The organism is Nonomuraea sp. MTCD27 (assembly GCF_041950495.1).
Classification (GTDB): Bacteria; Actinomycetota; Actinomycetes; order Streptosporangiales; family Streptosporangiaceae; genus Nonomuraea.
This window is the reverse complement of record NZ_JBGNUW010000044.1, coordinates 1-26,484: the sequence shown is the minus strand read 5'-3', so window position 1 is coordinate 26,484 and position 26,484 is coordinate 1. Positions and strand designations below refer to the sequence as shown.

Genomic DNA, 26,484 nt, shown 5'->3' with positions numbered 1-26,484 from the left:
GCCGGCGGTGTCACGCGTACAGCAGAGAGACGTCGATGCTGGAGATGTAGTTGATCGCCATGTAGACGGCCCAGTTGCAACCGGCGGTCCCGGTTCCGGTGGACGACTGGCCCTTGTAGATGCCGTAGGCCCGGTTGGCGTTGAACCAGGGGCCCCCGCTGTCACCCGGGTAGCACTTCAGGTTGGCACCGGACACCCGGATCCAGGTGGCCGCGCAGGTGGGGCCGTCGCAGGCGTTGCGCCATGTCGGGCGGTAGGAGATGGTGCTGACCCGGCCACAGCTGTAGCCGGTGGACTTCCCCCGGTGACAGACGTAGTCGCCGTTCTGGCCGCTCCGCACCACGCGCCCGGTGACCGGCCGCGTCGTCTCGGTACTGGCGGCATGGAACCTCGCGTAGGCGACCATGTTGGGACGGGTGTGCCACTGCACGTCGCTGGTGGCGTTGCGTTCCTGCCTCCGGAAGGAGGTCGTCACCCAGGTGCTGGAACCGTAGAGGCGGTACCGCTGCGTGTTGCCGCAGTGCCCGGCGGTGAGGATGCCTTTCTCACCTGCGCCGTTCCTGACGGAGAATCCGCTGGTGCACGTGTCCATCCGCAGTCCGCCCCGCTGGCCGTCGCCGGCGGACTGCGGCGTGAGCCTGATCTCGGCGGAGCGGATCTCCGCGGGCAGGGAGGCGGGCAGCGTCGCCCGCAGCGAGGTGATCACCTCCTCCCGCGAGCGGTCGCCGGTGGCCGCGCCGACCATGTCCAGCACGAATCGCTCGTTGGTCGAGTCGTAGAAGACGCCGTCGACCGCGCCGTGCGTGTCGAGGGTGTTCCCCGTCGAGTCGATGATCTTCTCGGCTTGGGCGAGGCTGTATCGCGCACCCGCTTGGAGGGTGACCCCCGGCACGCCCTTCACGATCTGCGCGGCCTGCTCGGGGACCGTGTCACCGGTGAAACGGACGCGCAGGCCGAAGTCGCCCTCGTGTTCGACCGTCGATCCGGCGAACGTGTCGGGATGGGCCGCTTCGATCTCCTCCACCAGGGCGCCGAAGTCGTTCTGCGCCGTGAGCCTGGCCCGCGCCTGCTCTGTCGTGACCCCGAACTCCTTGGCGTAGGACTCGGCGTCCACGGCGAGACCGTCCTCGGTCCCACCGGCCTCGGGGTCGAGGTCCCCGGGGTCGTCGTCGACCACGGCGACGGACGCCGCCTGCACCGGGACCGGCGCCAGTAGTCCGCCCATGAATAAGAGGAGTACGGCCAGCACTCCCGGCACCCGCTTGCTGATCCCCATCTTCGTCCCTTCCTCGTCCGCCTGTAATGGTGATCATCGGCGGACTGGATTAATGATCGTTGCACGCGTCGGCAGCAGCGTGGAATACGTCGGGAATACGCCCGGTCTATCCGGAATCGAGAGATGACTTCGGGCGGAGCCCCTTTGCCGGGGGCGCCTGTCTTTGCAGTGATGCTGAAGGAGCCGGGGGGTAACGGCGATCAGCGGCCAGATGCGCCGGCAACCCAGGTGATCGTCAGATTGCACGATCACTCTGGACGCCTCATCACGGACCGCTAACAGGCGAAGAAGTCCCGGGTCGCTACCGCCAATTTCGGCACTCAGCCTCCCCGAAGGCCGAATCGCGACACGCGAGCTTGAAGCCCCGCCTGGAGCGCAGGGCAGGCCGAAGGCAGGCTGGGCGGCTGGTCGTGCTGTGCCGCCTCGGCGTGCCCGGACCACCGCGCGATGGTCGACGTCGTCGTCAGTCGTCCCACTCGGGCTCGTCCGGGTTTCGCAGCTCCCGCACGCCCCCGAGATCGTGACATCATGATCAGTGGCCTGGTATCGCAGATAGTGAGTCACTATCTGCGATAACCGGGGGTGTTGCCCGCGGAAGCTCGCCGCGACGCCGGTGGCTCCCCATGCATATCTGCGATGCCAGGCATTCGCGCTGACCTTCGGCGGCAGGCTGGGGAACCTCAGGTGATGATCATTCGGTTATCGGAGTAATGCGGAACGTGTTCGTGGCGATAGCCCGGACACAGGGCCAAAGGGCGAGGCCGAGGAGGGGTGGGATGTTGGGGGAGGCGTTAGCGGCGTTGGCGGCGGCTGGTGGTACGGCGCTGGTGTCGGCGATGACCACCGATGCGTGGGCGTCGGCGAAGCAGGGTTTCGCCCGGCTGCTGAGCCGGGGCCGTCCTGAGCGGCAGGAGGTCGCGGTGCAGCGGCTGGAGCGCTCGCGGCAGGAGCTCGCCGGCAGGACCGGTGCCGAGCTGGAGCAGGCCCGGGCCGAGCAGGAGGCGGCGTGGCGGCTGCGGCTGAGTGACCTGCTGGAGGACGCCCCGGCTGCGGAAGCCGAGTTGCGGGTGCTGGTGGCGACGTTCGGCACGTCGGCGTCCGCCTCCGGGCCCGGGTCGATCGCGATCAGCGGTGACAACAGCGGGATCGCCTCCACCGGCGCGAACGCGACGAACGTGCAGATGCAGGCAGAGGCGTCGGGGTCGGGCCGCGTGTATCAGGCCGGCCGGGACCAGACCATCACCGAACGATGAGCGTGCCCCCACCAGCCGCAGGCGATCCCGACCCCCGGCAGCTGCAGGTCCAGATGGAGGCCATCGCCTCCGGCCACGGCCGTGCCTATCAGGCCGGGGGTGACCAGTTCATCAACGAGACGGTGCTGCCCGAGGCGGCGGTGCGGCCGGTGGTCGAGGTGGCTGCGGCGCCGCGGCTGGTGAATCTGCCTCGGCACACGCGCACGTTCGTCGGTCGCGGTGAGGAGCTGGCGCGACTGGAGGCGGCGCTGCGCGGCGGGGGTGAAGTGGTGGTGGCCGCGGTGCATGGCCTGGGCGGGGTGGGCAAGTCCACGCTGGCCGCGCACTACGCGCTCGCCCAGGCGGTGAGGCCGGATGGTGAAGGCCTGAACCCGGTGTGGTGGATCACGGCCGACTCCGCCCAGGCGGTCGAGAGCGGCCTGGCGGGGCTGGCGGTCGCGCTGCAGCCGGAACTGGCCACAGTCCTGCCGTTGGAGGCGCTGGCCGGGCGGGCCACCGCGTGGCTGGCCGCCCATCAGGGGTGGCTGCTGGTGCTCGACAACGTGGTCGACCCCGCTGATGTGCAACCGCTGCTGGAGCGGACCCTGGCCGGGCAGGTGCTGGTGACCAGCCGGCTGGGCGAGGGCTGGCACCGGCTGGACGCCCAGTTGCTGCGCCTGGACGTGCTGGGCGAGCGAGAAGCGCTCGAACTCCTGACCCGGCTCGCCGCCCCCGGCCTTCCCGTGAGCAGGCTATGCTCGACGGGCATCCGCCCGCATGACCGACCTCGAACTCCCTGACGCTTCAGTCGCCGGCCTACTCGGTTTCTGGTCGCTGATTCATGTCCCCGACGACGCGGTTCTTATGGCCTTCGGCCACTTCAAGCGGGTGCTGCGGCCAGGCGGGACGCTACTGCTCGGGTTTCACGTCGGTGACGAGTCACGGCTGAAGACCCGAGGTTACGGCGGGCATCCTATGAAAGTTCACGTTCACCTGCGCCAGCCCACGCAAGTGGCGGGATGGCTGCGCGATGCCGGGTTCACGGTCAAGGCCCAAATGCTGCTCGATCTGGACGGGAGTGCTCCAGGGGCAGTCCTCTTCGCACGCGTTCAAGAGCTCTGAGAAGACGCCAAGATCTTCAACATGCTGACTTGACAGGGAACATCATCGAGACCGGCACCGATTCCTACCGCTTCGCCAAATCCCAAGCTCAGGCCGCAGTCGGCAAGAAGGCCGCCGCCGCGAGCTGACCCGCCCGCTGGACATCTGCTCGGCTCGCACGCCCCTTCCGGGTCACCAGGACGACAGTGTCGGTCGGCGCTTCCGCCTCGAGGACATCGTGGCCTTGGTGGCCAACGGTTAAGAAGTCTGGAGCGATCTCGCAAGCGCCGAGGTTGAAGGTCAAGTTGGCGGAGCGGTGCGGCGGAGCCGTACCGCTCCAAAGGCGAGCAGCCCGAGGGCGGCCAGCGCGAAGACCGCGTTGCCGATGAGGTCCACATGCGCGGGCGCTGGGAAGCTCGGCGGCTGCGGGAAGCCGTGCCAGGCGTAGGTGACCAGGCCGGCAGCGCCCAGGGCGAACTTGTGCCAGGGTCCCCAGCCCGTGCGCCGGGACCAGCGCAGGATGAGCAGCGTCATCGTGGCGTAGAGGGCGAGGTAGAAGCCGACCGTGATCCACGCGGGCACGATGGACTCCAGCTTGATCCCCACCAGGGCGAGCAAAGTGGGGAGCCAGAACGCCAGCCCGGCCACGATGGTGATCGCGAAGACGGTCGACGGGTTGGCCGGTGTGGCCGAACGGAGGGGGCGGCGGAATCGAACGGACAGGAACGCGGCGGTGATCAGGGCGACGGCCGCCGTCAGCGTCCAGGTGATCTGAGCGGCCGACAACGGGTAGATGGCGGCCGGACTGGCCAGGGCGATGGGCACCGCGCCGCCTAGCAGGAACAGGACGGCTGACACGGTGAGGCCGGCCTTGCCGAGCCAGGGGGTGGCCGGACGGCGTGAGCCCGCCTCTACCATCGAGATCGGCACCGCGATGCTCCATACCCCATGGATGGCCAGGACGAACACGGTCCAGTAGGCGCCGATGCCCAGTGCCGGGATGAACCCGTAGTCGAGCAACCGTAACCCGACATAGTCGGGATCGAACAGCGACCGGGTGAGCAGGCCCTCCTCGATCACGGCATAGGCGAGCCCGAGCAGGATGATCCCCGGCCACCCCAGCCGCCACCGACGGGCGACCTCACGAATCAGCAGCGCGCCACCGCCATAGAGCGGAATCAGCCCGATGATCATTGGTAGGGCGTTGATGGCGATGTTGCCCAGCAGATACTCGCCGATCAGCGGCGCGAGAACCAGCAGGCCAAGCGCAGGAAGAATGCGTTTGAACACCTCTATCCTCACCGGTTGCAGAGCTCTGCGCGCAGGGCAGTGCGCGCAGAGGCGGGATCGAAGGGACAGGCGGGTGCATGGTCAGGGGACGGAGTGACCGACTCATCGCGATAGTACGTGTTTATCACGATTGAAAGCTATGTTGCTTTCAGAAATTCTGTCAATCAATGAATGCAGATGATGCAGGTAAAGTCCGATATATTGATGCGTTGACCGTGAGGCTGAATGCAATGAAACGTTGCATTGTGTGGTGTCGAACGCAATAGTGGTGTGGTGTCAGAAGGAAGGTTGACTCAGCAGGACCGCCGGCGCATCGCGACCGGCCTCGCCGAAGGCCGCTCCTACGCCGAGATCGCCAGGCGGCTGGACCGGCCGACATCGACGATCAGCCGTGAGATCGGCCGCAACGGCGGTCCCAGCGACTACCGCCCCGAGCGGGCGCACCAGGCGGCAGCGCGGCGGGCGCGGCGCAGCCCGGCCCGTTCGCCCGAGGCCGAGCCCCGGGACCGCAAGGTCCTCGAGGTGGAAGAGGGAGCCGTCGAGATGGCGGTCGGGATGGGCCTGCCGAAAATGGTGGCGCGCGTGCTCATCGGCCTATGGCTGAGCGAGGACGGCAGGCTCACCGCGGCCGAGCTGTCGCGCGGGCTGAAAGTCAGTCCCGCCTCGATCTCCATGGCCGTGGGCTACCTGACCCAGCAGGGGCTGATCAGGCGCGAACGCGATCCGCGGCGGCGGCGCGACATCTACGTGGTCGACGACGACGCCTGGTACCACTCGACGGTGATCAGCTCACGGCAGACGCTCGCGGCGGCGGAGATCACGAAGGCGGCGGGGCAGACGCTCGGGCTCGACACGCCCGTGGGGCGCCGCCTGGCCAGGGGTGGTGCGTTCCTGGAGCGGATCAGCCTGGACGCTCTGGCGTCGGCCGAACGCTGGCGCGACCTCCCGCCGTGATCAGACCGCAGGGATCGGCACCCCAAACTCCGCTGCTCCTCGGACAGCGGCGATCTCGCGTGCCAGAGGAGCAGGTCAAGATGGAGCGCCCGGAGGCGAAGCCAGGACGAACGATCTTGACCTGAGACGATGGTGCGTGACCATCCGGCCGCCGAGGATGAAGCGGCGTCAACGACTTCGGTGCCGCGAAGCGCTGCCCCTTCTCACCGACATTTCTTGCCAGCAACCGCCGTAAGCGCTGTCCAAACTGACCGACAAACGCTGCTGCTCGTCTTCGACATTACCACTCGGGGAGATCGTCTCGGCGGAGTCCTTCGCAAATACCGACATGCCACTTGAACTGCATGGATGTAGTTTCGGCAGGAGCCATCATCGACGCTCTCAGAGCCGTCCCCTGAACGACTAGGCCGGCCTCTGTCCATGATCAGCGCTTGACGTACCACTTTCGCACCGTTTTATCCGTCCCGGTGGTGAAGAGCGCCTGTCCGTCCGCCGTGAACGCGAGGTCGGTGACCTTGCCAGTGTGGCCGGTCAGCGGCGTGAGCCCCTGACCAGTTGCGGCATCGAACAGAGCTGGTTCGCCCTCCGTCGTCACGGCGGCGATGAGGTTGCCGTCCGGGCTGAACACCAGATCGCCCCGCACCGTTGCGGTCAAAGTCGCGCGAGCCTTCCCGGTCGCGAGGTCGAAGAGGCGGACGCCCCCGTCCTTGTCGGTCGCGTACGCCTTGGAGCCGGGCGTGAAGCCGGCGAAGCGCCCGGCTTTGGCAACCGAAGTCTGTGACTTGGATCGTTTGAGGTCGTGATTCTTGGACCGGTATTTGTCGTCGGGGTCGCCAGCCTCGCGACGGAGCCTCAGTGTCGACGGCGGGGCGAGATGCTCGGTGACCTTGGCGATGGCTTCGGCGCCGGGCTTGACGTAGCGCATGGCGGTGCGGGGGTTCTTGTGCCGGGTTTTGCCCATGATGTGCTGAGCGGGACTTCGGGCTCGCCGAGGTGGGTGGCGGCGCTGTGGCGCAGTTGGTGTAGGTCGAGGCTGGCGTACTTGTCCAGCAGGACGCGGGCGCGGTCGTAGCCGAGGCTGGCGCGGCCGGTGTGCGGACAGATGTCGGCGGCGCGCCGGGCGGCGGGCCGGGACGGGGCGGCGTTCGGACAGGAACAGTGACCCGTGCGTGCGCGTGCTTCCGTCAGGGAGAGGATCCGGTGGCGCATCGCGGCGGCGGCCTTCCGGCGCCGCGACCTGTGGCCGGGAGCCTCACGTCAAGTCGATCTCCAGCTGACGGCCCTGGGCGCGCCCCGCTTCGGCAGCCGGGCGACGGGTGGAAGGGTCCGCCGGGTTGGTGCCGATAGCCGCGCGGGAGGCGGGGTCGGGCTCGACGACCGCGACCTTGGTGCCGTTCGCGCGCAGCTCCTCGATGGCCGCGGCCAGCGGTTTCTCACAGGGAAACAGCTCCATGTGGCCCAGTGGCGCGATCACCAGCACGCGGGACGCGCCCGCCGCGAGGTCGGCGCTGGTGTTGGAGCGGACGGCGCCATCGACGTACCGGCGGCCGTTGATCGTCGCGGGCGGCCACATGCCTGGCACGGCACAGCTCGCGTGGACGGCGTCGACCAGGCTGACGCCGGAGGCGTTGTCGAAGACCCGCGGCTCCCCGCTGTCGGCGTCCGCGGCGATGAGTTTCAGCGTCATGTGGGAGGGCCACTCGTGCGACGGCAGCCGGGACTCGATCACCCTGCGCCGCGCCGCCTCCGGCACGGTGTCGGCGTCGAGCGCGAACCTGCCAAGCGCACGCCGCACCTGCTGGATGCCGTCGGCGCCCTCCAGCACGGCCTTGAGTTCCGCGCCGAAGTTCTGCAGGTCGACCTGCCCCATGATCTCGAAGGCCTGGAGTTCGGGATCGATCTGCCGGGCGTAGAGCTCCCGCAGGCTCAATCCGCTCCCCAGTTGCGCCGCGACGGTCGAGCCCGCGGACGTCCCCACGATCTCCTCGACATCGGTGACGTTCCGGCCCGCATCGGCCAGCCCGATCAGCAGGCCGGTCATCCACGCGATCCCCGCGGGACCTCCGCCTCCCAGCACCAACGCCTCGGTCATGTCTTCTCCTTCAGCCATTCAACGTGTTGTTCCGATGCCGCATCGTCATGCGTCACCCCGGTTCTGCCGCGGTTGTGCACGGTCTTTGCTCGGACCGGACGGTTTCCTTCAACGGCGTCGCCGTTCGTTCGGGGCCTCGGAGCCGGATTCGGGCGTGCCGGAAGCGTGTGCCTGATCGGTGCCTTCCTCGGTGGCGGCATGGGGTCGCACCAACAGGGTGATCGCCTTGACGACGTCCTCGCGCAGCACCTCGGGATCCGGCTGCCTGGTGGACGTGCCGAACGGGAACGCGGGCGACCAGGACGTGGCGATCGCCATCAGCGTCGTCACGAGGAACTCGGGCGCGAAGGCGGGGTTTACCAGGCCTTCGCGCTGGGCGTCGGCCACGGTCGCGGCCATGTCTCGGAAGGAGCCCGCCCGGGATGGTGGCAGCTGGGCGCTCTGGTCGAGGGTCGACCACGCGAGCAGCCTGATGATCTGCGGGTGTGCCATGGCGAAGTCGTACACCTTTCCGGCGAAGCCGGGGAGGTCTGCGGGCGTGAACGGCATCTTCAGGTTGACGTCCGCCAGATGGCGTTGGAGCACCGTGGTGAACAGCTTCTCCTTGTTCTCGAAGTAGATGTAGATCAGGTTTTTGTTGCACCCGGCGTTGCGCGCGATGCGGTCGACGCGTGCGCCGGCGATCCCGTAGGCGGAGAACTCCTCCAACGCGGCGTCGAGGATCCGTTCGCGCGTCGCTTCCGCTTTGCTCATGTTGGCGCCTCCTTTTCGGGCGACTCTACCAGCTTGACTAACCAGTTAGTTTCATCATAATCTCTGGCTAACTGGTTAGTTAGTCGCTGGTGAAGAGCGACCGACAGGGAAGGAAACGACATGACCGCAGCATCCGCTGGAAGCGTTGCCCTGGCCGACGGCCTGACCGTCAACCGCATGGGCTACGGCGCCATGCAACTGGCCGGCCCGAACGTCTTCGGCCCGCCCCAGGACCGCGACGAGGCCGTCCGCGTGGTCCGCGCCGCCGTCGAACGTGGAGTGAACTACATCGACACCTCCGACTTCTACGGCCCGCACGTGACCAACGAGATCATTAAGCAGTCGTTGGCCCCCTACACCGAGGGCGTGCACATCTTCACCAAGGTCGGCGCGCTGCGCGGTCAGGACGGCTCGTGGATCCCCGACATCACGCCCGCGTCGCTGAAGCAGCAGGTCCACTCCAACCTCAAGACCCTCGGCCGCGATGTCCTCGACGTCGTCTACCTCCGGCTGCCCAACCACGACGGCACGACCGACGACCCGATCTCGGATGAGTTCGGCGCGCTCGCCGAGCTGCGCCAGGAGGGCCTGATCAAACACCTGGGCCTGTCCGGCGCCTCGGACACCCAGCTCACTGAGGCACAGCAGATCGCCCCGGTCGTGGCGATCCAGAACCTCTACAACCTGGTCATCCGGCAGGACGACGCCCTTCTGGAGCGCTGCGCGCGGGAGAACATCGCCTTCGCCTCGTTCTTCCCACTGGGCGGCTTCAGCCCCATCCAGTCGGACACGCTCAGCGATGTCGCCGCCCGGGTGGGCGCCTCACCGCAGCAGGTCGCGCTGGCCTGGCTGCTGCAGCGCTCGGCCACCTCCGTGGTGATCCCGGGCACCTCGAAGCTCACCCACCTGGAGCAGAACATCAAGGCCGCCGAACTGACCCTGCCCGCCGACGCGATCACCGAACTCGACGCTATCGGAGCCTGAGCTCCGCCGACCGGCCCTTGAGGAGCACCTCATGACCGACACGACATCGATCAGCCGTCCGGCCGTGGGGTTCATCGGCCTGAGCGACCAGGGGCCGTCGCGTTGCCGCGCGAGCGGTCGCCCTCAGCGTCACGCACATCAGACCAGTGGGGTCGCGCCCCCACCCTCTGCGCGCCTGCCGACGGCGACAGCGACGGCAGATTTCCGACAAAGAGCGAGGATCCAGTGAACACGAACAGCAACGAGCCGATGGCTGATGTGCGGGACATGTACATGGCCCACACCATGATCCGCCGGGAGTTCGGCCTGCTCCCCCAGCTCGTGCGAGACGTCAAGCCCCGAGACACTCAGCGTTCGGAGGCCGTCGGCGCCCACGCCGACTTCATGTGCGGTCTGCTGCACTTCCACCACGAGGGTGAGGATGTGGTCCTCTGGCCCCTGCTCCAGGAGCGGGGCGGGGAGGAGGCCGAGTCCATTGTGCCCGTCATGGAGAAGCAGCATGACGCCATCGAGTCCGCCAACGCCGAGGCGATGCGCTTGTTGGTGGCATGGCGGTCCACCGCGACCGGCACGGAGGAACTCGCCGCGGTGTTCGACCGGCTGCTGGCCGCGCTGCTGGAGCACATGGTGATGGAGGAGGAGCGGATCCTCCCCCTGGCCGAGAAGTACGTCACCGCCGCCGAGTGGCGCAAACTCGGTGAGCACGGCATGGATGAGATGCCGAAGAAGCTCCTTCCGCTCGCCTTTGGCATGGTGATGTACGAGGGCGATCCCGAGGTCATCAGGGCGGTCCTCGCCCAGGCGCCGGCTCCCGCTCGCTTGCTCATGCCGTTCATTGCGCCGCGCCTGTACGCCAGGCACGCCAAACGGGTCCACGGCACGGCCACCCCGCCGCGGGCCACCGCCTGACCCGAAGGCCGGCCCACGACTCGTTTCCGACACCGCTGGGCAAAGGACTCCCATGAGGATCGGGTTCCCGCTCCCCTACCTGCACCATGTGGCTCATCAGGTCGCCCGGATTGCGGAGTTCGCCCGCGTGCCGGAAGACGCTGGGGCAGCGAGCCTCTGGGTAGGGGACCGCAACGTCGCCGCCGTGAACCCGCCGGTCGGGATCGCAGCTCCGGCGACACCACGATCCCGGTGGAATACCGGACCGCCGCGGACCCCTTCGTGCTGCTCGGTGTCGCGGCCGCGGCCACCGAACGGGTGTCGGTGTTCAGCCACGCCCTGATCGCGCCCATCTACGCGCCCGTGCCGTTGGCCCGCGGGCTGACCACGATCGGCCCGGTCAGTGGCGGGCGTCTGATCGCGGGCTTCGGTGCGCTCTCCAACGTGTGGGAGAGCGAGCCGACGGCTGGCTGCCGGCGTGCACGGTGCTGGGCTTGACGGACGCCGATACGGTGCTGGAACAACGTATGTACATCGACCGGTTCGCCACCGCAGCGGGACGCGACCCGTCGCGGATCGACGCGGTGATGCGCGTCGACACCGCCGAAAGCGCCTCGCCAGCTGAGGTCGCCGTCACCATCAAGTCGCTGGCCGAACACACCGGCAACAGCACTTCATGGTCGAAGCCATGTCCCTGCCCCACGTCGACGCCTCGCTCGAACTCGTCACCTAGATGATGTCGCTCATCGAGCGTGGCTGACCACCGCTCCGCGCCTCTGTTCGGCGGCCGGGGCGGCAATGGCAGAGCACGGTTACGGGCCCGGCACGTCGGCTGGACAGACACAGGACACCATCACGCAAACGAGCCGGGTCCGTAAAAGACAGATTGTCGGCGCCCGGGATATGGAGATCACCGACATATGGAACGGGCCGGCGCTCCGAGCGCTGAGATGTCGCGGGTGACTGCGAACTTCCGGCAGTACCTCGTGGGCTGGGGTCAGGCGGATCGGTCGACAGGTGACCTCGAGTACTACCGCAGCGGGCTCGCGCAACCGCAGTTCAATGGTGTGGTGCGGGTGCGGTCCCTGGACCTGATCGACCAGGCCGTGGCGACCGCGCGGGTTCGGTTGGCAGGCGTCCCCTGGTGGTGGTGGGTCGGTCCGGACAGTCCCGCGGGCACCTCCACCGCCCTCGTCGCCCGTGGGGCGGTACGGTTCGGGGTGCTCCCGCTGATGACCAGGCCGCTGGACCACGTCGCCGACCTGGAAGGGCCCTCCCCTGGCCTGAGTATCGAGGCAGCCGAGGCGGGCGGCCGGCTTGCAGAGCTGGTCGTGGTCTACAGCACCTCCATGGGCGTCACGCCCGGCGTGGAGCCGGGCATCGTGCGGATCGAGGCCCAGCACCCGGACAACGCCGACATCGTGCGGCTCGCCGCCATTGTCGAGGGGCGCGTGGTCGGGACGACGGTGGTCGTCATGGCACACGGAGTCGCCGGGATCTTCCTCGTCCACGTCGCCGAGCAGCACCGCCGACGGGGCATCGGGGCGGCACTGACCGCAGCGGCGCTGCGGACCGGACAGGAGCGCGGGATGGGCCTGGCCGCCCTCCTTGCCAGTCCGGCAGGCGAGCCGCTGTACCGGCGTTTCGGATTCGCGAGGGTGTTCGAGTACCGGCTTTTCACACTGCCCGCCTGACACCTGCGGTGCAAGCCCGCTGCCTGCTGGTTGCGCCAGCCGCCTGTCCGCCGATCAGCGTCCTGGTAGTTGGGGTTGCCGTAATACTCGCCGGGAATCGGGCGGATATCGCTGACCTGCGGTGAGCTTGTGTCAGGTCCTGGTCGGGAGCGCGGCGAACTCGGCGTGGGCGTGGTCGACGGCGTCAGGGTAGGCCTGCGTCTTGGCGTGGTCGGCGAGTGCGCGGTAGATGCTGGCCAGGCTCGGGTTCTTTCCTCTGCGCTTGCCGGTGGGGATGATCAGGTCGGAGCGGATGTCCTCGACGGACTCACCGCCTGCATGCCGGCGCAGCACGTTGTGCAGCATGTCGTCGGTGATGACCGGCAGCCGGCCACCATGGTTTCCCTTGCGGGCAGCGGCGTTGAGCCCTTCGAGGGTGGCTTCGCGGATGTTCTCGCGTTCGGTCTCGGCCATCGCGGCGAAGAACGCGAACAGCATCCGGCCTGGCCCGGCCGGGTCGTAGATGCCGGCCAGTGGCCCGGCGAGCATCTCCAGAACCAGGCCGTGGGCGGTCAGGTGGTCGGCCAGGGCGGTGAGTTCGGCGGCGTCGCGGCCCAGCCGTTTCATCTCATACACCGTCAGGATGACCCGGCAGTGCGGGGGCGTGCGCCTTGATCTGAAACACCCCGCGAGATCCTCGACGATCTGCTTTCGTGCGTGGGAACTACATCAGCTTGCCGGAGATCAGGATGAGGTCGGCAGGGCAAGTGGCCGGGTCGGTTCTGCGGAGGTGGATCCGGAGGCTGTGGGGTGCAATATCCCGTTCATCAGTCTGAGCTGCGAAGTCCAGGCGAGCAGCAGACCGGGTTTGAGCAATCGCTCAAGTCGCTTAAGCGTTTGCTCAACCACATTTGAGCGATCGCTCAGGTAGTGATCGAAGGATCGATGAAAGTACCTGGTCAGAGCGATGGCGTAATTTTCGGCACCCACAGCGTAGCGGGGCGGCTTGGCTCAGGGCTTGGTGGGCTCGGTGCTGGTTGTAGAAGCGTTGGTATTCGCGTAGGGCGTGCCGTAGGTGGCGTTCGTTCCAGAGGAGGCAGCGGTCGAGAAGTTCGTGCGGCACGACTGCACCCACCACTCCATAGTCGAGTTCATGCGCGGTATCCGGATGCCGGTGATTACGGTCTTGATGCCGGCTTCGGTGAGGATCTCGTCCATCAGGGCGGGGAACTTCCCGTCTCGGTCTCGGATCAGATAGCGCGCCCGGCAGCCCGCCTCTTCCAGGTCCATCACCAGGTTCCTGATCGTCTGGGTGACCCAGTCGGCGCTCGGGTGCGCGGTGGTGCCGAGCACCCGGATGCGCCCGGTGGTGTGCTCGATGACGGCCAGGATGTATTGGCGCTGTCCGTTCAGGGTGATGGTCTCGATGAAGTCGCAGGCCAGCAGGGCGTTGGCTTGGGAGCGCAGGAAGTCGGCCCATGTGGTGGACGCCCGCTCGGGCGCCGGATCAACATCTGCCTGCTTGAGGATCTCCCAGACCGTGGATGGTGCCACCTTGATGCCCAGCGTGGTGAGCTCACCGTGGACCCGCCGATAGCCCCAGCCGGGGTTCTCCCGGGCCAGGCGCAGAATGAGGGCGCGGATGGAGCGGACCGTGGGTGGGCGGCCAGGCCGCTTCGGCTGGCACGTACGGGCATAACGCCGTCGCATCAGATCGCGGTGCCAGCGTAGGACGGTGTCCGGGCGGACGAGGAGCCGTAGCCGGCGTAGGACCTCGCGGGGCAGCGAGGTCAGGAGAGGGGAGAGAAGGGCCCGGTCCTCGGGTGCGAGCTCGCGTACGTCAAGGCGGAGCCTTCGCAGAGTCATGACCAGGGCGGATGTGATTATCGGCAGGCGCAGAGTCGTTCTCGGCGGCCGGCGTACCAAAAACCGGATGGTCGGCGTCGGAGCCGCGCAGAAGATAGGTCGTGATGCGGCGGCCCTCGGCGCGTTCCTGGTTCGGGGTGGCGGGGAGCGGCCAGCGTAGCTGCTCGTACAGGGCGGTCCTGTAGAGGTCGAATACGGCCTCGACCACGTTCGCGTAGATGACCGCCCGGTCGGCTGCCCAGAACCGCCACGCGGCCCAGGCTGTGCCGAGGCCGACCGGGATCGCCCACAGTGACCACGGCGCGAACGCGAGGAACAGAAGGCTCCAGATGCCCGCGCCGACCGCCGAGTCCAGTGCGGTCCTGGCGCTGCTCAACTCCTGGCGAGCGGTGTCAGGGAGGAGCATCCACAGATGGGGCCAGACCTGAACGACGTCCAATCCGTACTTGTCCACGGGGCGGCTCTCCGCGGCACGCAGGATATTGCCGATGCGGGTCGGCATGAGCCAGTCGGACGAGGGGCGGCGACGGGCGCGCTGGTCCAGCCGGATCAGCTCGGTGCGCTCGACCAGGGTGAGCTCGCCGGCGTCCCTGCGATCCATGAGCTCCTGGAATCGATCGCTGTCCTTGCCTGCTTGCCTCCTTGCCCGACTCACTCCGGCCATGTGCAGCCTCGTCAGCGGGGCGGGGAGCCGTGGCCAGTAACCTTCCAGCAGCCTCAGCACGGGCAGGGTGCAGCGGCGGACGAGGATGGCCGAGGCGCCGATGGCCACCATGATTGCGAATAGGATCGCGAACTGGGTGGCGGCGGGCTGGCGGTCGACCTGGCCGGCGAGAGCGGCCAGGTCGTCGAGCCCGTCTCGCCCGTCGATCCAGGCCAGCAGCCCGCCGCACCAGAAGACCAGGGCCGGGATCGAGGCTGAGACCAGGCGCTCGGTCAGCTTGCCGGTCGCGCCGGTCCAGAGGTCGCCGATCACCGTCCGTCGGCCCGCACCAGGGGGACCTCGTGGTCCGGGCAGAGCTTCACCTGGTCGCCCGGCGACTGCCGCCACCAGATGTAGTCGCGCTCGACCGGGCAGACATACTTGGTGGCGTCGATGTCCTCACCGTCTCCGGGCGAAGGGCGTCCCGCCGAGCGGCGGACGGTGCGCGACTGAAGCTCAGGTGGGCGGTGCAGCTCATCGGCCAGCACCTCCTCCTTCCAGAGGTGAAGTGCCATGGTCTGCGACAGCGTCGCGTTGAGCTCGAAGGCGACGTCGGCGCCGGCCCGGGCGGCGTCCAGCAACCGGCAGATCTCCTGATCGACCTGAGGGGCGGCGTCCCCGATCAGGTCCGGCAGGTAGGGGCGTACGGTCCGGGCGGCTTCCAGCAGGTCATCGTCCATGGGTTCCTCCCGGATCGGCGACGCGGGCAGTGAGCACGGCGGCGGGATCGCCGACGACGAACCACGGCGACCACCACAGAGGGTCGGCACGGGAACCGGTCGTGGACGTGACCATCCTGCGGAGCTCCTGCCGGGCCCATCGCGTCGCCGCGCCCACCGCGAGCGACCGGGCCGGCTGCGCGACCGGCGCCGCCGGCGCATGGCCGAGCAGAGCCGCGACCACCAGATCGCTGAAAGTGGGCGCGGCCTTCTCAGAGACGGCGGCGATGCTCACGATCGCCGCCCGGGCGTGGGTGACGATCAGCAGCTGCCGAACGATCCCGAGGAACTCGTTGGTGTCCTCGCCGGCGAAGTCGCCCGCCTCGCAGCCGGTGAGCAGCAGGATGTCTGCCCTGATCTTCAGGTCCAGCAAGTCAACGGGGGTGACCGTAGTGCTCAGGTGCAGGCCGTGGCGGTTGGCGTGACTGGCCACGTGCAGCAGCTCGACGCTGCGCCGCAGGCCGAGGAAGGTGTCGGAGTCGGCTGAGGTGAGACAGCTCCCGCGATCGTCGCCGAAATGCTGCTGGGCGATCATCGTCACCTCCCGGTCCACGCCGGGCAGATACGACAGGTCGGTACGGGCCCGCGCGTTGTAAGCGACGCCGAGATATCCCGCGTCGGCCGCTCTGGGAGGGCTGCCGCGCAACCGGAGGAACGACCCGGCGGCCGGGACGACCGACGTCGAGAATCGGTCGCCCACAGTCGTGTCCTCGAAGGGCAGCAGGTGCCAGGGCGTGGCGGCCAGCTCACCCTGAGGACAGATGATCAACGTGTTCACCTTGGCCGGGATTGGACCGAGCAGCGCATCCATGAAAAGAGGATTGGCGGCCATGCCCTCCTCGGTGCCGTGCCTGGCGAGCTTGCTCGCCTCCCGCACCCAAGTGAGGAAGGGCATCCGATTCGGATCCGGTACGGCGATGTCGAAGCGATCCGCGGTGATCGCGAATCGGACCAGGTGGCCGTACCGCCAGAGGTACTCCAGGTAAAGCTCGCCCGGGCGGAGGACTGCCTGGATCTCGCTCGGGTCGACCGGCTCACTGTTGACCAGCTGCATCGCGTCCGGTTGGTCGCGCGTGAGTTGGTCCAGCCGTTCGCGCTGCTCGTGTTCGTACGTGCGCAGCGCCTGCTGGGCAGCGTCACGGGATTCGCCGAGGCGCTGAGCGCGCTCCATGTCCCCGGTGAACAGCGCGCTCTGCAGATTCCACTCGGTTTGCTCCAGTGCGACCATCGCCATTTCGGCCTGACCGGTCAGCTCGCGCAAACTCGGGTCGACGGCGAGCAGGTGGCTCCACGCCTCATGCTGAACCTGCTGGTCGAGGAAGGCGCGGCCTTTGACAGCCTGAGCCGCTCCCCAGATCGCCTCCTGCCATCGTCGGAGGCCGCCGCAGGTGGCGGCGGCGTCCTGCAGATGGCCGATCACCAGTGTCAGCATCTGTGCGGTCCGCCGGTCATCGTCCTGTCTGCGGTGTGCCAGCAGGGTGGCGCTACGGGCCAGCTCGTGGCTCCGCAGCCAGGTGAAGATCGCGTCCAGCCAGTCGTCGGTCCACTCGCCACGCAGGCCGATCTGCACAGCGATCTCCAGCCGGGACGTGGCCTCCTCCAGCGGCCGATCGCCGCGCTGGAAGGAGTCAATCGACCGATGCAGGTAGGCTAGGGACCGCTCTTCGCCCGACGGCATGGGCGGGTGCATGAAGATGACGAAGGCAGCGAGATGCTCGGCCAGCCCCTTGACCCACCATGCCTCCGTGGCGGCGAACCGCTGGGAGGCGGTCTCGAGGATCTCGACGCATCTGGGGCGTTGGTCCTCCTCGAATCCGCAGACTTGGCTGAGCATATGGCCCGCCTGGTAGTAGGCGTCCCCAGCCTTCCGGACCAGGCCGAGCGTGTCGAAGATCTCGCCCGCCCGCTCGGCCTCCCCCGTGCCGATCTTGGCGCGTTCCATCGCGGCCTCCAGGGACCAGGGCGAGATCCGCGTGCGTTCCAGGCACTGCGCGCGCTGATAGCGGCACACCGCCTCGGCATGGCGCTGGCCGGCGCGGCGATGTCGTTCGGCCAGTTCACTGAACCGGACCACGCCCAGGTCGGGCACCTCGCGAAGCGCCCGTCCCAGGAACTCCATCCCGAGGTCGCTCATCTCGGACAGGCCCTGTTCGAGACCGATCTCCGCGACGAGGGCGAACTCGCTCGACGCAGCGGCTAAGTCGCCCTGCTCCTGACGGGCCCTGCCGATGATCATGCGCATCTGGCCTTCGATCGCCCGGCTCTCGAAGGCCGGGTTGTCGGCCACCTCATCGATGACGGCTCGGGCGAGCGGCTCCGCGGCGGACAGCCGGTCAACGTCCTCCTCCTCGTCCGGTGCGGCGAGCAGGCGTGCCTTGTGATAGACCGCACGCAGCCGCGCCGCTCGAAGAAGCGGGAGGTCGTCTCGCTCTGGGGCGAGTTCGAGTATCACCTCACATCTGGCCGCGATGGTGTCCCGGTCGCCTTGCTGCGCCACGGTGGCCAGCCAGGCGTCATGGGCGACCGCTCGCTCCTCGACGGAACCGTGGCGATCCAGACAATCCGCGGCGGCGGAGAAGTGCGCCAGGCTCTCGTCGAGTTTCCCGGCCCGGCTCAGTGACTCGGCACAGGCCAGTTCGGAAATCCCCACCTCAACCCGGAGCCCCAGCAGTCGCTGGGATGCGGCGAGCCGGGCGAACTCCTCGGCCGCCTCGTCGTATCGCTCCCACAGCGTGAGTCTGCCGGCTCGCCTCTGCCGAGCCTTGACCTCGTCGCCGAGGTTCCCGCTGCGCTGGAATGCCGTCACGGCAGCGGTCAGCGCGCGTAGCTCGCGCTCACGCGAATCGCTCATCTTCGCCACCTCGTCACCGGCCGTGAAATCGATATCTAGCTACAGTATCGTGTCATATGTGGTTGGATGTCTGTTCCATGGAAAGCTGGGATAGTCAGTACATACCTGCTTAATTAGTGTCGCAAGAGTGTAGTCTCGGCGTGTCGGATCGCGATCAAGGTGAAAATTATGCCGATTCGTGGCGAATGTGCATTTTCGCGACACCAATGGCAGCCTACTGGCGAAACTGGCTCTCGTCGTATGTGGGTAGAAATCAGGTGCCGACTTTGCCGAGCCGGTCACCGACTGGAGGTCATCATTGACGATGACGATCTGGTGCGGTCTCATATCGCCGTGTTCCCCGCAGAAGGCGTAACAGACGGTACGGTTGGGCCGGAAATCGTCGCGTGGTCGCTGGAAGTCTGCGAGAGGTCCATTCAAGATCTGGAAAACAGCCAGAAAATCAGGATCATTCGCCAGACGCCCGTCATCGGTTCGGTGCCCGCCGACGACGGGGATGAAATGTTCGATCGGGCCTTTCGGATAAAGGACACAGACCCGAACGAGGCGGCTCGGCTATGGCGGATCATCGCCGCACGAGGTGACCGGGACGCCGCCCACAATCTGGGTATGCTGCTGGCCTCGACGGCGCCGGACGAGGCGCTGGGCTGGCTGCGCAAGGCGGCTGACGACGGCAATGCCGACAGCGTGCTCGCCCTCGCGTCCCTGCTCGAAGATCTCGGCCGGTTGGACGAGGTCGTGGAGGTCCTGGAGCCGCTGGCGCTGAGCGATGACCCGCAGGCCGGCGGGGTCGCGTTCAACCTGGGGCAAGTACGGTTGCGGCAGGGACGCGCCGATGAGGCGATCAGCTGGTGGCGGCAGGCTGCGCAGAGCGCGGAAACCGAGATCGTGCCGGTGGCCGCCCACAACCTGGGCGTGGCGCTGCGCGAGGTGAATCCGGCGGAGGCCAGAGAATGGTTCCAGCGAGCCGCTAACGCGGGACATCCCGGATCGGCGGTCAATCTCGCGGAGATGTCCGAGGAGCCGGACGGGGAGGCTGTCCGCTGGCTCCTCGACGCCATCATGGCCGGAGAGGCGGACATCGCCGTCCGCGCCGCGCACCGGCTCGGCCGCGACTTCGGCGGGAATCAGCTGCGGGAGGCGCTGCAGGTCCTCATCCAGGCCGCCGGTCGGGCGGAGGCCGGGGGGGACAAGAGGCGGGCTGGTATGCTCCGCCTGTCCCAGGGCGTGCTGCTCAGGGAGCTGGGACGGTGGGAGCAATGCCTGCTCCCGCTGCAGGCCGCGGCCGAGCTGTATGAAGAGATCTCCGATCTTGAAGCCGAGATGCGTGCGCGCGGACATTTGCTCATCGCGCTCAATCCGCGGCGGCCACAGGAAGCGCAGCAGCAGATCATTCGGATGACCGAGATCTCCGCGGAGCTGGCGGCGTCGAGCCAGGATCATCAGGCGGAAGGAGAGCGCAACCTCTTGCTCGCGCGATTGCTGGAAGAGCAGGAGGGCGAGCGGGAGGAATGACCTGATCGCCTACCGCCGGTGCTGTCGTGCTTTGTCGAATGCTGCTTGCGCTTTGTCGTAACGTGCCTTCGCTTCGTCGATTTTCGGGCGGGCCCAGGTGTCCACGGCTGGATCGACCAGATCTTCAGCTGTGTCGAGTCCGTCGGCGGCACTCAGGAGTCCAGAAAGGCGCCCCCGGTCGCGCTTATCCGTGTGCGGCCATAGGGATCTTTCTCGAGGAATCCCGCGCGCTCCAGCCGGGCCGCCGATTCTGCGGATTCGCTTGATCCCACAGGGTTGTTGAGTACGGTGCCATCGCCTTTGCGCAGGCCGAAGTGGGCGTAGACGGAGCTGGCCCGCGGGCCGCCCTGTTCCATCTTTTTGCCTGTGGGGTGCCAATATCCCGTTCATCAGTCTGAGCTGCGAAGTCCAGGCGAGCAGCAGACCGGGTTTGAGCAATCGCTCAAGTCGCTTAAGCGTTTGCTCAACCATATTTGAGCGATCGCTCAGGTAGTGATCGAAGGATCGATGAAAGTACCTGGTGAGAGCGATGGCGTAATTTCGGCACCCACACCCGGGCGATCCCGGTGGACGAGGTCACGATCGAGCTCTATGTGCACTACCAGTTCGAGCGGGCCGAGATCGTCGAGGACGCCGGCGACATGGTGTTCGTGAACCTGTTCCACGCGCCGCTGGGTAAGGCCATGTCGTACGGGGCGGCCTATGAGCTGTTCTGCCACCTGGCCAAGCAGGCCGGATTCCGGGCCCAACCGCACATGCTCCGCCACTCGGCGATCACCAGGCTCCGGCGGGCCGGGGTGGATCGCCGGGTCGTGCAGGAGATCGCCGGTCACGTCTCGGTGACCTCGCAGGACCCGTACTCCCATGTCACCGACTCCGACAAGCGCGAGGCCGTGGAGATGGTGGCGGCCAGGAGAAGGCAGTCCCGTTCGTGAGCGGTCCAGGCAACGTGCTCGCCTTCCCCGGACCGGAGGACGAGCCGGACGGGCGCGGGCCGGTCCGGGGAGCGCTGGCACCGGCGCAGGCTGAGATCTGGACCGCGTGGTTGTCGGCGAACACTGCGGTTGCCGATTATTGCATCCGCCCAGGTCATGGCTCTGCGAGGGCTTCGCGTGGCGGCGCGATCTCCGACCACCCAGGCGACGGAACCAAGTGCGGCAGGATGATCGGCCGTGCTCCTTCGCCTGGCCTACCTCACCGTCACGAACGCTTTCGCCGCACTGCGGTTGCTACCCGTGAGCGATCGGGACAAGGACGTGGAGATCCTTGCCCTGCGCCACCAGATCACCGTCCTTGAACGCCAACTCGGCGCTGACACCAGAGTGAGGTTCGCGCCTGAGGACCGGGCCTTTCTCGCCGCTCTCCTGACATCGCTGCCCCGCGAGGTCCTGCGCCGGCTGCGGCTGCTCATCCAACCGGACACCGTCCTGCGCTGGCATCGCGATCTGATGCAACGGCGTCATGCCCGTACCTGCCGGCCGAAGCGGCGTGGGCGCCCGCCCACGGTTCGCTCCATTCGCGCTCTCATTCTGCGCCTGGTTCGGGAGAACCCCGGCTGGGGCTATCGGAGGGTCCACGGTGAGCTCACCACGCTGGGCATCAAGGTCGCCCCGTCCACGGTGTGGGAGATCCTCAAGCAGGCAGATGTTGACCCGGCGCCCGAGCGGGCGTCCACCACGTGGGCCGATTTCCTGCGCTCGCAAGCCGACGCCATGCTGGCCGCCGACTTCATCGAGACCATCACCTTGAATGGGCAGCGCCAGTACATCCTGGCGGTCATCGAGCATGCCACCAGGCGCGTCCGTGTGCTGGGCACCACGGCTCATCCAAGCGCGAGCTGGGTTATCCAGACGATAAGGAATCTGGTGATGGATCTGGATGATGCTGGCTGCCGGGCGCGCTTTCTGCTCCGCGATCGGGATGGGAAGTTCCCGGCGCTCGTGGACGAGATTCTCGCCGAGGTCGGCATCAAGACGGTGCTCACCGGTATTCGGATGCCGCGAATGAACTCGATCATGGAGCGGTGGGTGCAATCGTGTCGCCACGAGCTTCTTGACCGCTGCCTCATATGGAACGAACACCACCTGCGGCACGCCCTACGCGAATACGAACACTTCTACAACCAGCACCGGGCCCATCAAGCCCTGGACCAAGCAGCGCCGCTTCGTCCCGCCCCCGACCCGATCACGGACCCCGAGCGAATCATCGACCTGAACGTACGCCGACGAGACCGGCTCGGCGGCGTCCTCCACGAATACTCACATGCCGCTTGATCTGCATGGATGGAGTTTTCGGCAGGCGCAGGGTCGAACGCAGTTATGAAGAGGATCCTTTCCTCTCATCGTCTCCACAACCTGGGCAGAGCAGTACGTGATGCTATTTGATATCGGTCGGTGAGGGCGATCTCTTCGAGGTGGTTGCTGGCTCGGCGTACACGCGGATGCTTACCCCGGCAGCGATACTGCTGACCACGGCGAACGAACCAGCCAAGCCCGAGGCGCGGCAAGCGCTGGCTGATCTGCCCTCGGGTTCTCGCCCCGGACCTTCGCCTTGGACTCAGGGGGTGATCAACGCCGAGTGTGTGTTGTCGGAGTTGCCGGTAAGCAGAGTGAAGTCGTAGTCCCCGTCGCTGTCGGGCGTCATCGCGTAGCCGGAGTACGCGCCGGTGAGCACGGGCGGTGTCGTTGCGGTGTGGCGGGTGATGTAGGTCCAGGCGTTGTCGACCAGGCGGACGCAGGCGATGCCGTGGGCCTTGGCGAACTCGAGGGCACCGCTCTGGAATCCGGTGGCGGCCACCACGACGCCCTTCTGAGCGCCGGTGGACTGGAGTTTGGTGAGCAGCACCTGGACGTCGGACCGTTTGACGGGGTCTTTGTGACGCTTGCACTCGAACAGGATGAGGAAGTCCATGCCCGCCAGCTGGAAGCGTGCTGTGACGTCCATGATGTAGGTCCCGTCCAGCCCTTCGATCGGGTCGAGGTGTTTGACCTCCCAGCCGACCAGGTCCAGGTCCATCGACTTAGCGATCGCGGCGACCGCTTCCTCGTATGCCTTGGGCGTGATGTCGAACGACGGCCAGTGATCTTCCTCGCCCGCTGCGGAAGCCGCGGTCGTGGTCGCGGAATCGTCGCTCATGATGTTGCTCGCTCTCGGTGCGAAGTTAGTCGGTGGAGGCCAGCAGCAGGTCGGCGAAGTCGGTGCTGTCGTCGCCGTCAAGCGCAGCGCTAGCAGCGCGCCGCAGTGCCTTGATCTTGCTGTTGTTGCCGTTGAGGCACGAGAGCAGAAGGTCATCGTCGGCATCGAGGATCGCGGCCGGATCGGTGAGCGGCTGGGAGGCGAGCCGCAGGTAGTCCGCCCGGTCCAGTGAGGCACCGGCATGCTGGGCCAGCGGTACCAGCTCGGGCGGGATGCCGAATTCGAGCTGGACCGGCAGAAGGCGGGCTAGGTCGTCGAGGCGGGCATCGGGATGCAGGCACCGGGCGATATCGATGACGGTGCTGACGACGCTTTGCGTGCGGTCTGCGGAAGTCCGGGTGACGCCAGCTGCGTCCTTCGCTGGCAGGTGCACCGTGAGCTGCCGCTCGATGTGGCCGATCGGAACGCCGGCCATCCACATCATGCAGGCCACCGCCCGTTTCGCTCGCTCGGCGGCGGTTTTGCGATCCGGGCCGGGCAGGGCCGCCAGCACGGGGCCGGCAAGACGGTGGCGCTGCAACTCGCCGAGATAGGTCGTCTGCTCCTTTTGCCATCCTCTTCCGTTGACGGGAGGACGGGCAGTGGCCGTCTCGTCGGTCAGCTGGGCCGCGGCGACGATGGTGACGCGATTCAGTGCGGTAGGGTGCACCGCCCGCAGCGCTCGGGCGACCCGCGCGGCAGACGAGACCCGCAGACCGCTCTGTGAGACGTAAGTTCCGAGCTCGGTCAGCTCGATCCCGGACGGATCGGATGACAGCAGCCCGGCACGGACGAGATCGTCCAGGACGGCGGACACGGTGGCGGCGGGGAACGGATCCGGGGCGCCCGCAAGCCGCTGCTGGTGTGCGGCGAAGCTGTTGGACAGGTACGCGATGACGTCGGGCTCGCTCAGGCCCGTCACACCCTCCCGTCGTGAGGCGGCCGCTACGACGCGCAACAGCAACGTCGCGATATCCTGCCCCGGATCCAGAAGCTGAGACCGCAGGTTCTCGGGCTTGCCGAGCACGTAGTCCCGCCAGCGGCGGTCGCCGTCGATGCCGCCGCCCGCGATCAGGACAGCGCGGCCTCTGTCAGTCAGCCCCAGCCGGCCAGCTCGGCCGGCGATGTTCTTGTACTCGGCGACCGAGTACGGAGCTGTCTGGGTGGGCCCTGTCGGGTGGTCCAGCTCCACGATGATCACAGTCTCGGCGGGGAGGTTGACCCCCTGGGCCAGGGTCGTCGTACATACCAGTACCCGGATGCCGCTGTCCGGGGCACGGAACTGATCCTCGATGGCGATCTTTTCGTCCCGGGCCAGGTCCGAGATGTGGAAGGCAACCCCGCCAGCGAGGCATTGCCGCAGGTCCGCCAGCACGGCGCTCGGGTCGGCGCCCGCCAGGCTCTCCAGTGCCGCATTCGCCTCGGGCAGGCCGAGGCTCCGTGCAAGATACCGAGCGCAGCCGCGGGTCGCTCCGCGAGTGCTCCGGAAGATGATGATCTGTTGCCCCTGATCCACCAGCTTGCGCACCAGCGGAATGATCAGGTCTTGGTTGCTCCGCGTCCATCTGGGCGGCGGGATGAGCTGCTCAGATGCTTCCTCGCCGTCGGCGTCGACGTGCCGGTAGATCCCATCGGGACCGAGCACCCCTTCGAGCAGCGGGATGGGCCGACCGGTCCGGACGATGACGTTCACATCGAGCCAGCTGTCGAGGCCGCCGAGATCGCCGAGCACCGCGGACAGCGCGACAACCTGCGGTGTGACACCTTCGGGACGGCGCGCCTTGAGCACAGTGAGGAGGAACTCGAGGTAGGCGCCACGGCCAGGGTCGACGATCGTCTGGACCTCGTCGATGACGATGACGGAGAGCAGCTTCAGCAGATGTGGATTGCCCAGAGCCAAACCCGCGAACTTCTCGTAGGTCAGCACGGCCAGGTCGAACTGCCCCTGCAGGAGCGCCGGCACATCGTCGGCGGTTTCCCCGGTGGCCCGGATGGTCTGCAACCCGGTCGGCCCGTAGGTGCGCGAGAACCTCGCGTACTGCTCGTTGACCAGCGCGCGCGTCGGCAGCAGGAACACCGACCGGCCGCCCATCTGGGCGGCACGGATAGCGGCGAGTTCCCCGATCAAGGTCTTGCCGGAGGACGTAGGAGCCGTCACCAGGACGTTCGCCCCGGCGAGTAGACGCCCTTGATTGATCGTGTCGATCTGAAGGTCATTGAGCTCCTCGATACGCGCCGCCCAGGCATCCAGCACCACCTGAGGGATGCCGTGCCCGCGCAGGCTTGCGAGGTCACGGGTGACCGGAGCGCGCACGGACGACGGGAACTGCGCCGAGTAGAGCGGGCCGGTGTCGGTGAAGACCGGCCACCGAATCTCTCCGTCCATCTGACCCCGCAGGCACGGGTCCTGCTCGGCGGCCACCGTTCCGGACGCCTTCGCCTTGACCTCACGGGTCACGAACGCCAGCAGGTCGTAGAGGCGAACCTGCCCGCCATCTCCGGCCGCCGCGCCCAGCAAGGCCTGCAGCAGGTGGTATGTGAGCAGGCCGTGTCCCAGGTGGGGGTCTTCCCACGCTTCCTGCTCGCCGGTCGCCGCAGCGAGGATCAGCCGCCCGGTCCCTGCCATCCGCTCCAGCCGTGCATCCGTCGACTCCGGCAAGCCGGCCACGCCGCCACGCGGCGCCAACGGGGCATTGAGCACCTTGGCACCTGCGCCTCCGGCGAAGCAGCAGTCCAGGATCACGACCAGTTGCCGGGCCGGGATCGCGCTCACCAGCTCCGTGAACTGGTCAAGCGGCAACGACGTCGAGGGCAGGTTGTCCGGGTCGGCGTCGTGAGTGACCAGTTCGTGGGTCGTACTGCCGTGTCCGGAGAACGAGACGACTACGACATCCTCGGGCGTGCTGCGGGTCTGAAGATCCACGAGGGCGGCCACGACAGCGTCGCGGGTAGCGTCCCGGTCTGCCAGCAACGTGGTGTTGGAGTCACCAAGGTTGTCGGAGAAGACGGCGTGCAGCGCCTTCGCGTCACGTGCTGCCGAAGCCAGCCGCCGCACCGACTTGGACCGGTAGCGGTTGATACCTATGAACAGACCATGAAAGTTCCGCGCCGAAGCTACGGCCGGGTTGCCCGGCATTCAACCCCTCACGATGTGAAAGTAACTTGTGCCGTTTTCCGCAGAAGCTGTGCTCGGCCGCGCCCCATAGCGCCTTTTCCCAACCAGCCGGGGGCACACGAGTCGAGCGGTAGCAAAAGAGCGTAGCAGGTGCAGGCGAAATCAATACCAGCCTCGATGACTCACGCCTTGATCGTCCTGAGTAATGGGTTCGGTGTGGCGGAGGTTTCCGCCTGATCATCCTGTTCGTTCGCTCGGTGTGCCGTAGTGTGCCGCCCGAGGCGCTCGGATGGGCGGC

Annotated in this window: 24 protein-coding genes; 12 read left to right on the top strand and 12 right to left on the bottom strand. The window is 67.3% G+C overall.

Annotated elements, in window-relative coordinates; translation table 11 throughout:
* Positions 1–10 precede the first annotated feature (10 nt).
* The gene (locus ACBJ59_RS60455; RefSeq protein ID WP_375118969.1) at positions 11–1,276 is read right to left on the bottom strand and encodes a S1 family peptidase; all 1,266 of its coding nucleotides are present in this window, start codon (positions 1,274–1,276) and stop codon (positions 11–13) included.
* A gap of 836 nt (positions 1,277–2,112) precedes the next feature.
* Here ACBJ59_RS60455 and ACBJ59_RS60450 point away from each other — a divergent pair.
* The 3 genes from ACBJ59_RS60450 to ACBJ59_RS60440 are packed head-to-tail and all read left to right on the top strand — an operon-like array spanning position 2,113 to position 3,630.
* Complete coding sequence (locus ACBJ59_RS60450; RefSeq protein ID WP_375118968.1) at positions 2,113–2,529, top strand: hypothetical protein; 417 nt, start codon at positions 2,113–2,115, stop codon at positions 2,527–2,529.
* The gene (locus tag ACBJ59_RS60445) at positions 2,526–3,308 is read left to right on the top strand and encodes an NB-ARC domain-containing protein (RefSeq protein ID WP_375118967.1); all 783 of its coding nucleotides are present in this window, start codon (positions 2,526–2,528) and stop codon (positions 3,306–3,308) included. Before ACBJ59_RS60450 ends, ACBJ59_RS60445 begins: the two co-directional genes overlap by 4 nt.
* Entirely contained in the window at positions 3,286–3,630 is a 345-nt protein-coding gene (locus tag ACBJ59_RS60440) for a class I SAM-dependent methyltransferase (protein WP_375118966.1), read from the top strand. Before ACBJ59_RS60445 ends, ACBJ59_RS60440 begins: the two co-directional genes overlap by 23 nt.
* Positions 3,631–3,909: 279 nt before the next feature.
* Here the strand turns inward: ACBJ59_RS60440 and ACBJ59_RS60435 are convergent, their stop codons facing one another.
* A complete protein-coding gene (locus tag ACBJ59_RS60435) occupies positions 3,910–4,899 on the bottom strand; it encodes a hypothetical protein (RefSeq protein WP_375118965.1) in 990 nt (329 codons plus the stop codon).
* A gap of 288 nt (positions 4,900–5,187) precedes the next feature.
* Here ACBJ59_RS60435 and ACBJ59_RS60430 point away from each other — a divergent pair, with 288 nt between their 5' ends.
* Positions 5,188–5,853 carry a helix-turn-helix domain-containing protein gene (locus ACBJ59_RS60430; RefSeq protein ID WP_375118964.1) on the top strand — a complete coding sequence of 222 codons (666 nt, stop codon included), beginning with the start codon at positions 5,188–5,190 and terminating at the stop codon, positions 5,851–5,853.
* Positions 5,854–6,277: 424 nt separating this feature from the next.
* Here the strand turns inward: ACBJ59_RS60430 and ACBJ59_RS60425 are convergent, their stop codons facing one another.
* The 3 genes from ACBJ59_RS60425 to ACBJ59_RS60415 all read right to left on the bottom strand — a co-directional run bounded on the left by ACBJ59_RS60425 (position 6,278) and on the right by ACBJ59_RS60415 (position 8,698).
* On the bottom strand, positions 6,278–6,814 hold the full coding sequence (locus ACBJ59_RS60425; RefSeq protein WP_375118963.1) for a WD40 repeat domain-containing protein: 537 nt from the start codon (positions 6,812–6,814) through the stop codon (positions 6,278–6,280).
* Between the two features lie 291 nt (positions 6,815–7,105).
* A complete protein-coding gene (locus ACBJ59_RS60420) occupies positions 7,106–7,945 on the bottom strand; it encodes a patatin-like phospholipase family protein (protein ID WP_375118962.1) in 840 nt (279 codons plus the stop codon).
* 108 nt (positions 7,946–8,053) lie between these two features.
* A complete protein-coding gene (locus ACBJ59_RS60415) occupies positions 8,054–8,698 on the bottom strand; it encodes a TetR family transcriptional regulator (protein ID WP_375118961.1) in 645 nt (214 codons plus the stop codon).
* A 120-nt stretch (positions 8,699–8,818) separates the two neighbouring features.
* On the opposite strand from ACBJ59_RS60415, the gene ACBJ59_RS60410 reads away from it, so the two are divergent.
* The 5 genes from ACBJ59_RS60410 to ACBJ59_RS60390 all read left to right on the top strand — a co-directional run bounded on the left by ACBJ59_RS60410 (position 8,819) and on the right by ACBJ59_RS60390 (position 12,264).
* A complete protein-coding gene (locus tag ACBJ59_RS60410) occupies positions 8,819–9,682 on the top strand; it encodes an oxidoreductase (RefSeq protein ID WP_375118960.1) in 864 nt (287 codons plus the stop codon).
* A gap of 249 nt (positions 9,683–9,931) precedes the next feature.
* Positions 9,932–10,591, top strand: a complete 660-nt coding sequence (locus ACBJ59_RS60405; protein ID WP_375118959.1) for a hemerythrin domain-containing protein — start codon at positions 9,932–9,934, stop codon at positions 10,589–10,591.
* Between the two features lie 231 nt (positions 10,592–10,822).
* Complete coding sequence (locus tag ACBJ59_RS60400) at positions 10,823–11,068, top strand: LLM class flavin-dependent oxidoreductase (protein WP_375118958.1); 246 nt, start codon at positions 10,823–10,825, stop codon at positions 11,066–11,068.
* Entirely contained in the window at positions 11,065–11,307 is a 243-nt protein-coding gene (locus tag ACBJ59_RS60395; RefSeq protein WP_375118957.1) for a hypothetical protein, read from the top strand. The genes ACBJ59_RS60400 and ACBJ59_RS60395 overlap by 4 nt, the downstream gene beginning before the upstream one ends.
* Before the next feature lie 222 nt (positions 11,308–11,529).
* Positions 11,530–12,264: a GNAT family N-acetyltransferase gene (locus ACBJ59_RS60390; protein ID WP_375118956.1), complete on the top strand. Its 735-nt coding sequence runs from the start codon at positions 11,530–11,532 to the stop codon at positions 12,262–12,264.
* Between the two features lie 132 nt (positions 12,265–12,396).
* On the opposite strand, the gene ACBJ59_RS60385 is transcribed toward ACBJ59_RS60390, so the two are convergent.
* From ACBJ59_RS60385 to ACBJ59_RS60365, 5 genes are all read right to left on the bottom strand, one after another.
* Positions 12,397–12,870, bottom strand: a complete 474-nt coding sequence (locus ACBJ59_RS60385; RefSeq protein ID WP_375118955.1) for a recombinase family protein — start codon at positions 12,868–12,870, stop codon at positions 12,397–12,399.
* A 384-nt stretch (positions 12,871–13,254) separates the two neighbouring features.
* Positions 13,255–14,109, bottom strand: coding sequence for a helix-turn-helix domain-containing protein (locus ACBJ59_RS60380; protein WP_375118954.1), 855 nt, complete (start codon positions 14,107–14,109; stop codon positions 13,255–13,257).
* The gene (locus ACBJ59_RS60375) at positions 14,084–15,085 is read right to left on the bottom strand and encodes a hypothetical protein (RefSeq protein ID WP_375118953.1); all 1,002 of its coding nucleotides are present in this window, start codon (positions 15,083–15,085) and stop codon (positions 14,084–14,086) included. The genes ACBJ59_RS60380 and ACBJ59_RS60375 overlap by 26 nt, the downstream gene beginning before the upstream one ends.
* Positions 15,082–15,492: a hypothetical protein gene (locus ACBJ59_RS60370; protein WP_375118952.1), complete on the bottom strand. Its 411-nt coding sequence runs from the start codon at positions 15,490–15,492 to the stop codon at positions 15,082–15,084. Before ACBJ59_RS60370 ends, ACBJ59_RS60375 begins: the two co-directional genes overlap by 4 nt.
* On the bottom strand, positions 15,482–18,382 hold the full coding sequence (locus ACBJ59_RS60365) for a CHAT domain-containing protein (protein ID WP_375118951.1): 2,901 nt from the start codon (positions 18,380–18,382) through the stop codon (positions 15,482–15,484). Before ACBJ59_RS60365 ends, ACBJ59_RS60370 begins: the two co-directional genes overlap by 11 nt.
* 333 nt (positions 18,383–18,715) lie before the next feature.
* Here ACBJ59_RS60365 and ACBJ59_RS60360 point away from each other — a divergent pair, with 333 nt between their 5' ends.
* The 3 genes from ACBJ59_RS60360 to ACBJ59_RS60350 all read left to right on the top strand — a co-directional run bounded on the left by ACBJ59_RS60360 (position 18,716) and on the right by ACBJ59_RS60350 (position 22,170).
* Positions 18,716–19,897 carry a tetratricopeptide repeat protein gene (locus tag ACBJ59_RS60360; RefSeq protein ID WP_375118950.1) on the top strand — a complete coding sequence of 394 codons (1,182 nt, stop codon included), beginning with the start codon at positions 18,716–18,718 and terminating at the stop codon, positions 19,895–19,897.
* A 560-nt stretch (positions 19,898–20,457) separates the two neighbouring features.
* Positions 20,458–20,832 carry a tyrosine-type recombinase/integrase gene (locus ACBJ59_RS60355; RefSeq protein ID WP_375118987.1) on the top strand — a complete coding sequence of 125 codons (375 nt, stop codon included), beginning with the start codon at positions 20,458–20,460 and terminating at the stop codon, positions 20,830–20,832.
* 237 nt (positions 20,833–21,069) lie between these two features.
* Positions 21,070–22,170, top strand: a complete 1,101-nt coding sequence (locus ACBJ59_RS60350) for an integrase core domain-containing protein (RefSeq protein WP_375118949.1) — start codon at positions 21,070–21,072, stop codon at positions 22,168–22,170.
* Positions 22,171–22,453: 283 nt separating this feature from the next.
* Here ACBJ59_RS60350 and ACBJ59_RS60345 read toward each other — a convergent pair whose 3' ends face one another.
* The gene (locus tag ACBJ59_RS60345; protein ID WP_375118948.1) at positions 22,454–23,032 is read right to left on the bottom strand and encodes a restriction endonuclease; all 579 of its coding nucleotides are present in this window, start codon (positions 23,030–23,032) and stop codon (positions 22,454–22,456) included.
* A gap of 25 nt (positions 23,033–23,057) precedes the next feature.
* Positions 23,058–26,207, bottom strand: a complete 3,150-nt coding sequence (locus ACBJ59_RS60340; protein WP_375118947.1) for a DEAD/DEAH box helicase — start codon at positions 26,205–26,207, stop codon at positions 23,058–23,060.
* Positions 26,208–26,484 lie beyond the last annotated feature (277 nt).

Bases quoted from the DNA above. Each gene is read 5' to 3' on its own strand.
- ACBJ59_RS60455 (WP_375118969.1), bottom strand. From the start codon at position 1,276: ATGGGGATCAGCAAGCGGGTGCCGGGAGTGCTGGCCGTACTCCTCTTA.
- ACBJ59_RS60450 (WP_375118968.1), top strand. From the start codon at position 2,113: ATGACCACCGATGCGTGGGCGTCGGCGAAGCAGGGTTTCGCCCGGCTG.
- ACBJ59_RS60445 (WP_375118967.1), top strand. From the start codon at position 2,526: ATGAGCGTGCCCCCACCAGCCGCAGGCGATCCCGACCCCCGGCAGCTG.
- ACBJ59_RS60440 (WP_375118966.1), top strand. From the start codon at position 3,286: ATGACCGACCTCGAACTCCCTGACGCTTCAGTCGCCGGCCTACTCGGT.
- ACBJ59_RS60425 (WP_375118963.1), bottom strand. From the start codon at position 6,814: ATGGGCAAAACCCGGCACAAGAACCCCCGCACCGCCATGCGCTACGTC.
- ACBJ59_RS60420 (WP_375118962.1), bottom strand. From the start codon at position 7,945: ATGACCGAGGCGTTGGTGCTGGGAGGCGGAGGTCCCGCGGGGATCGCG.
- ACBJ59_RS60415 (WP_375118961.1), bottom strand. From the start codon at position 8,698: ATGAGCAAAGCGGAAGCGACGCGCGAACGGATCCTCGACGCCGCGTTG.
- ACBJ59_RS60410 (WP_375118960.1), top strand. From the start codon at position 8,819: ATGACCGCAGCATCCGCTGGAAGCGTTGCCCTGGCCGACGGCCTGACC.
- ACBJ59_RS60405 (WP_375118959.1), top strand. From the start codon at position 9,932: ATGGCTGATGTGCGGGACATGTACATGGCCCACACCATGATCCGCCGG.
- ACBJ59_RS60385 (WP_375118955.1), bottom strand. From the start codon at position 12,870: ATGAAACGGCTGGGCCGCGACGCCGCCGAACTCACCGCCCTGGCCGAC.
- ACBJ59_RS60380 (WP_375118954.1), bottom strand. From the start codon at position 14,109: ATGACTCTGCGAAGGCTCCGCCTTGACGTACGCGAGCTCGCACCCGAG.
- ACBJ59_RS60370 (WP_375118952.1), bottom strand. From the start codon at position 15,492: ATGGACGATGACCTGCTGGAAGCCGCCCGGACCGTACGCCCCTACCTG.
- ACBJ59_RS60365 (WP_375118951.1), bottom strand. From the start codon at position 18,382: ATGAGCGATTCGCGTGAGCGCGAGCTACGCGCGCTGACCGCTGCCGTG.
- ACBJ59_RS60345 (WP_375118948.1), bottom strand. From the start codon at position 23,032: ATGAGCGACGATTCCGCGACCACGACCGCGGCTTCCGCAGCGGGCGAG.
- ACBJ59_RS60340 (WP_375118947.1), bottom strand. From the start codon at position 26,207: ATGCCGGGCAACCCGGCCGTAGCTTCGGCGCGGAACTTTCATGGTCTG.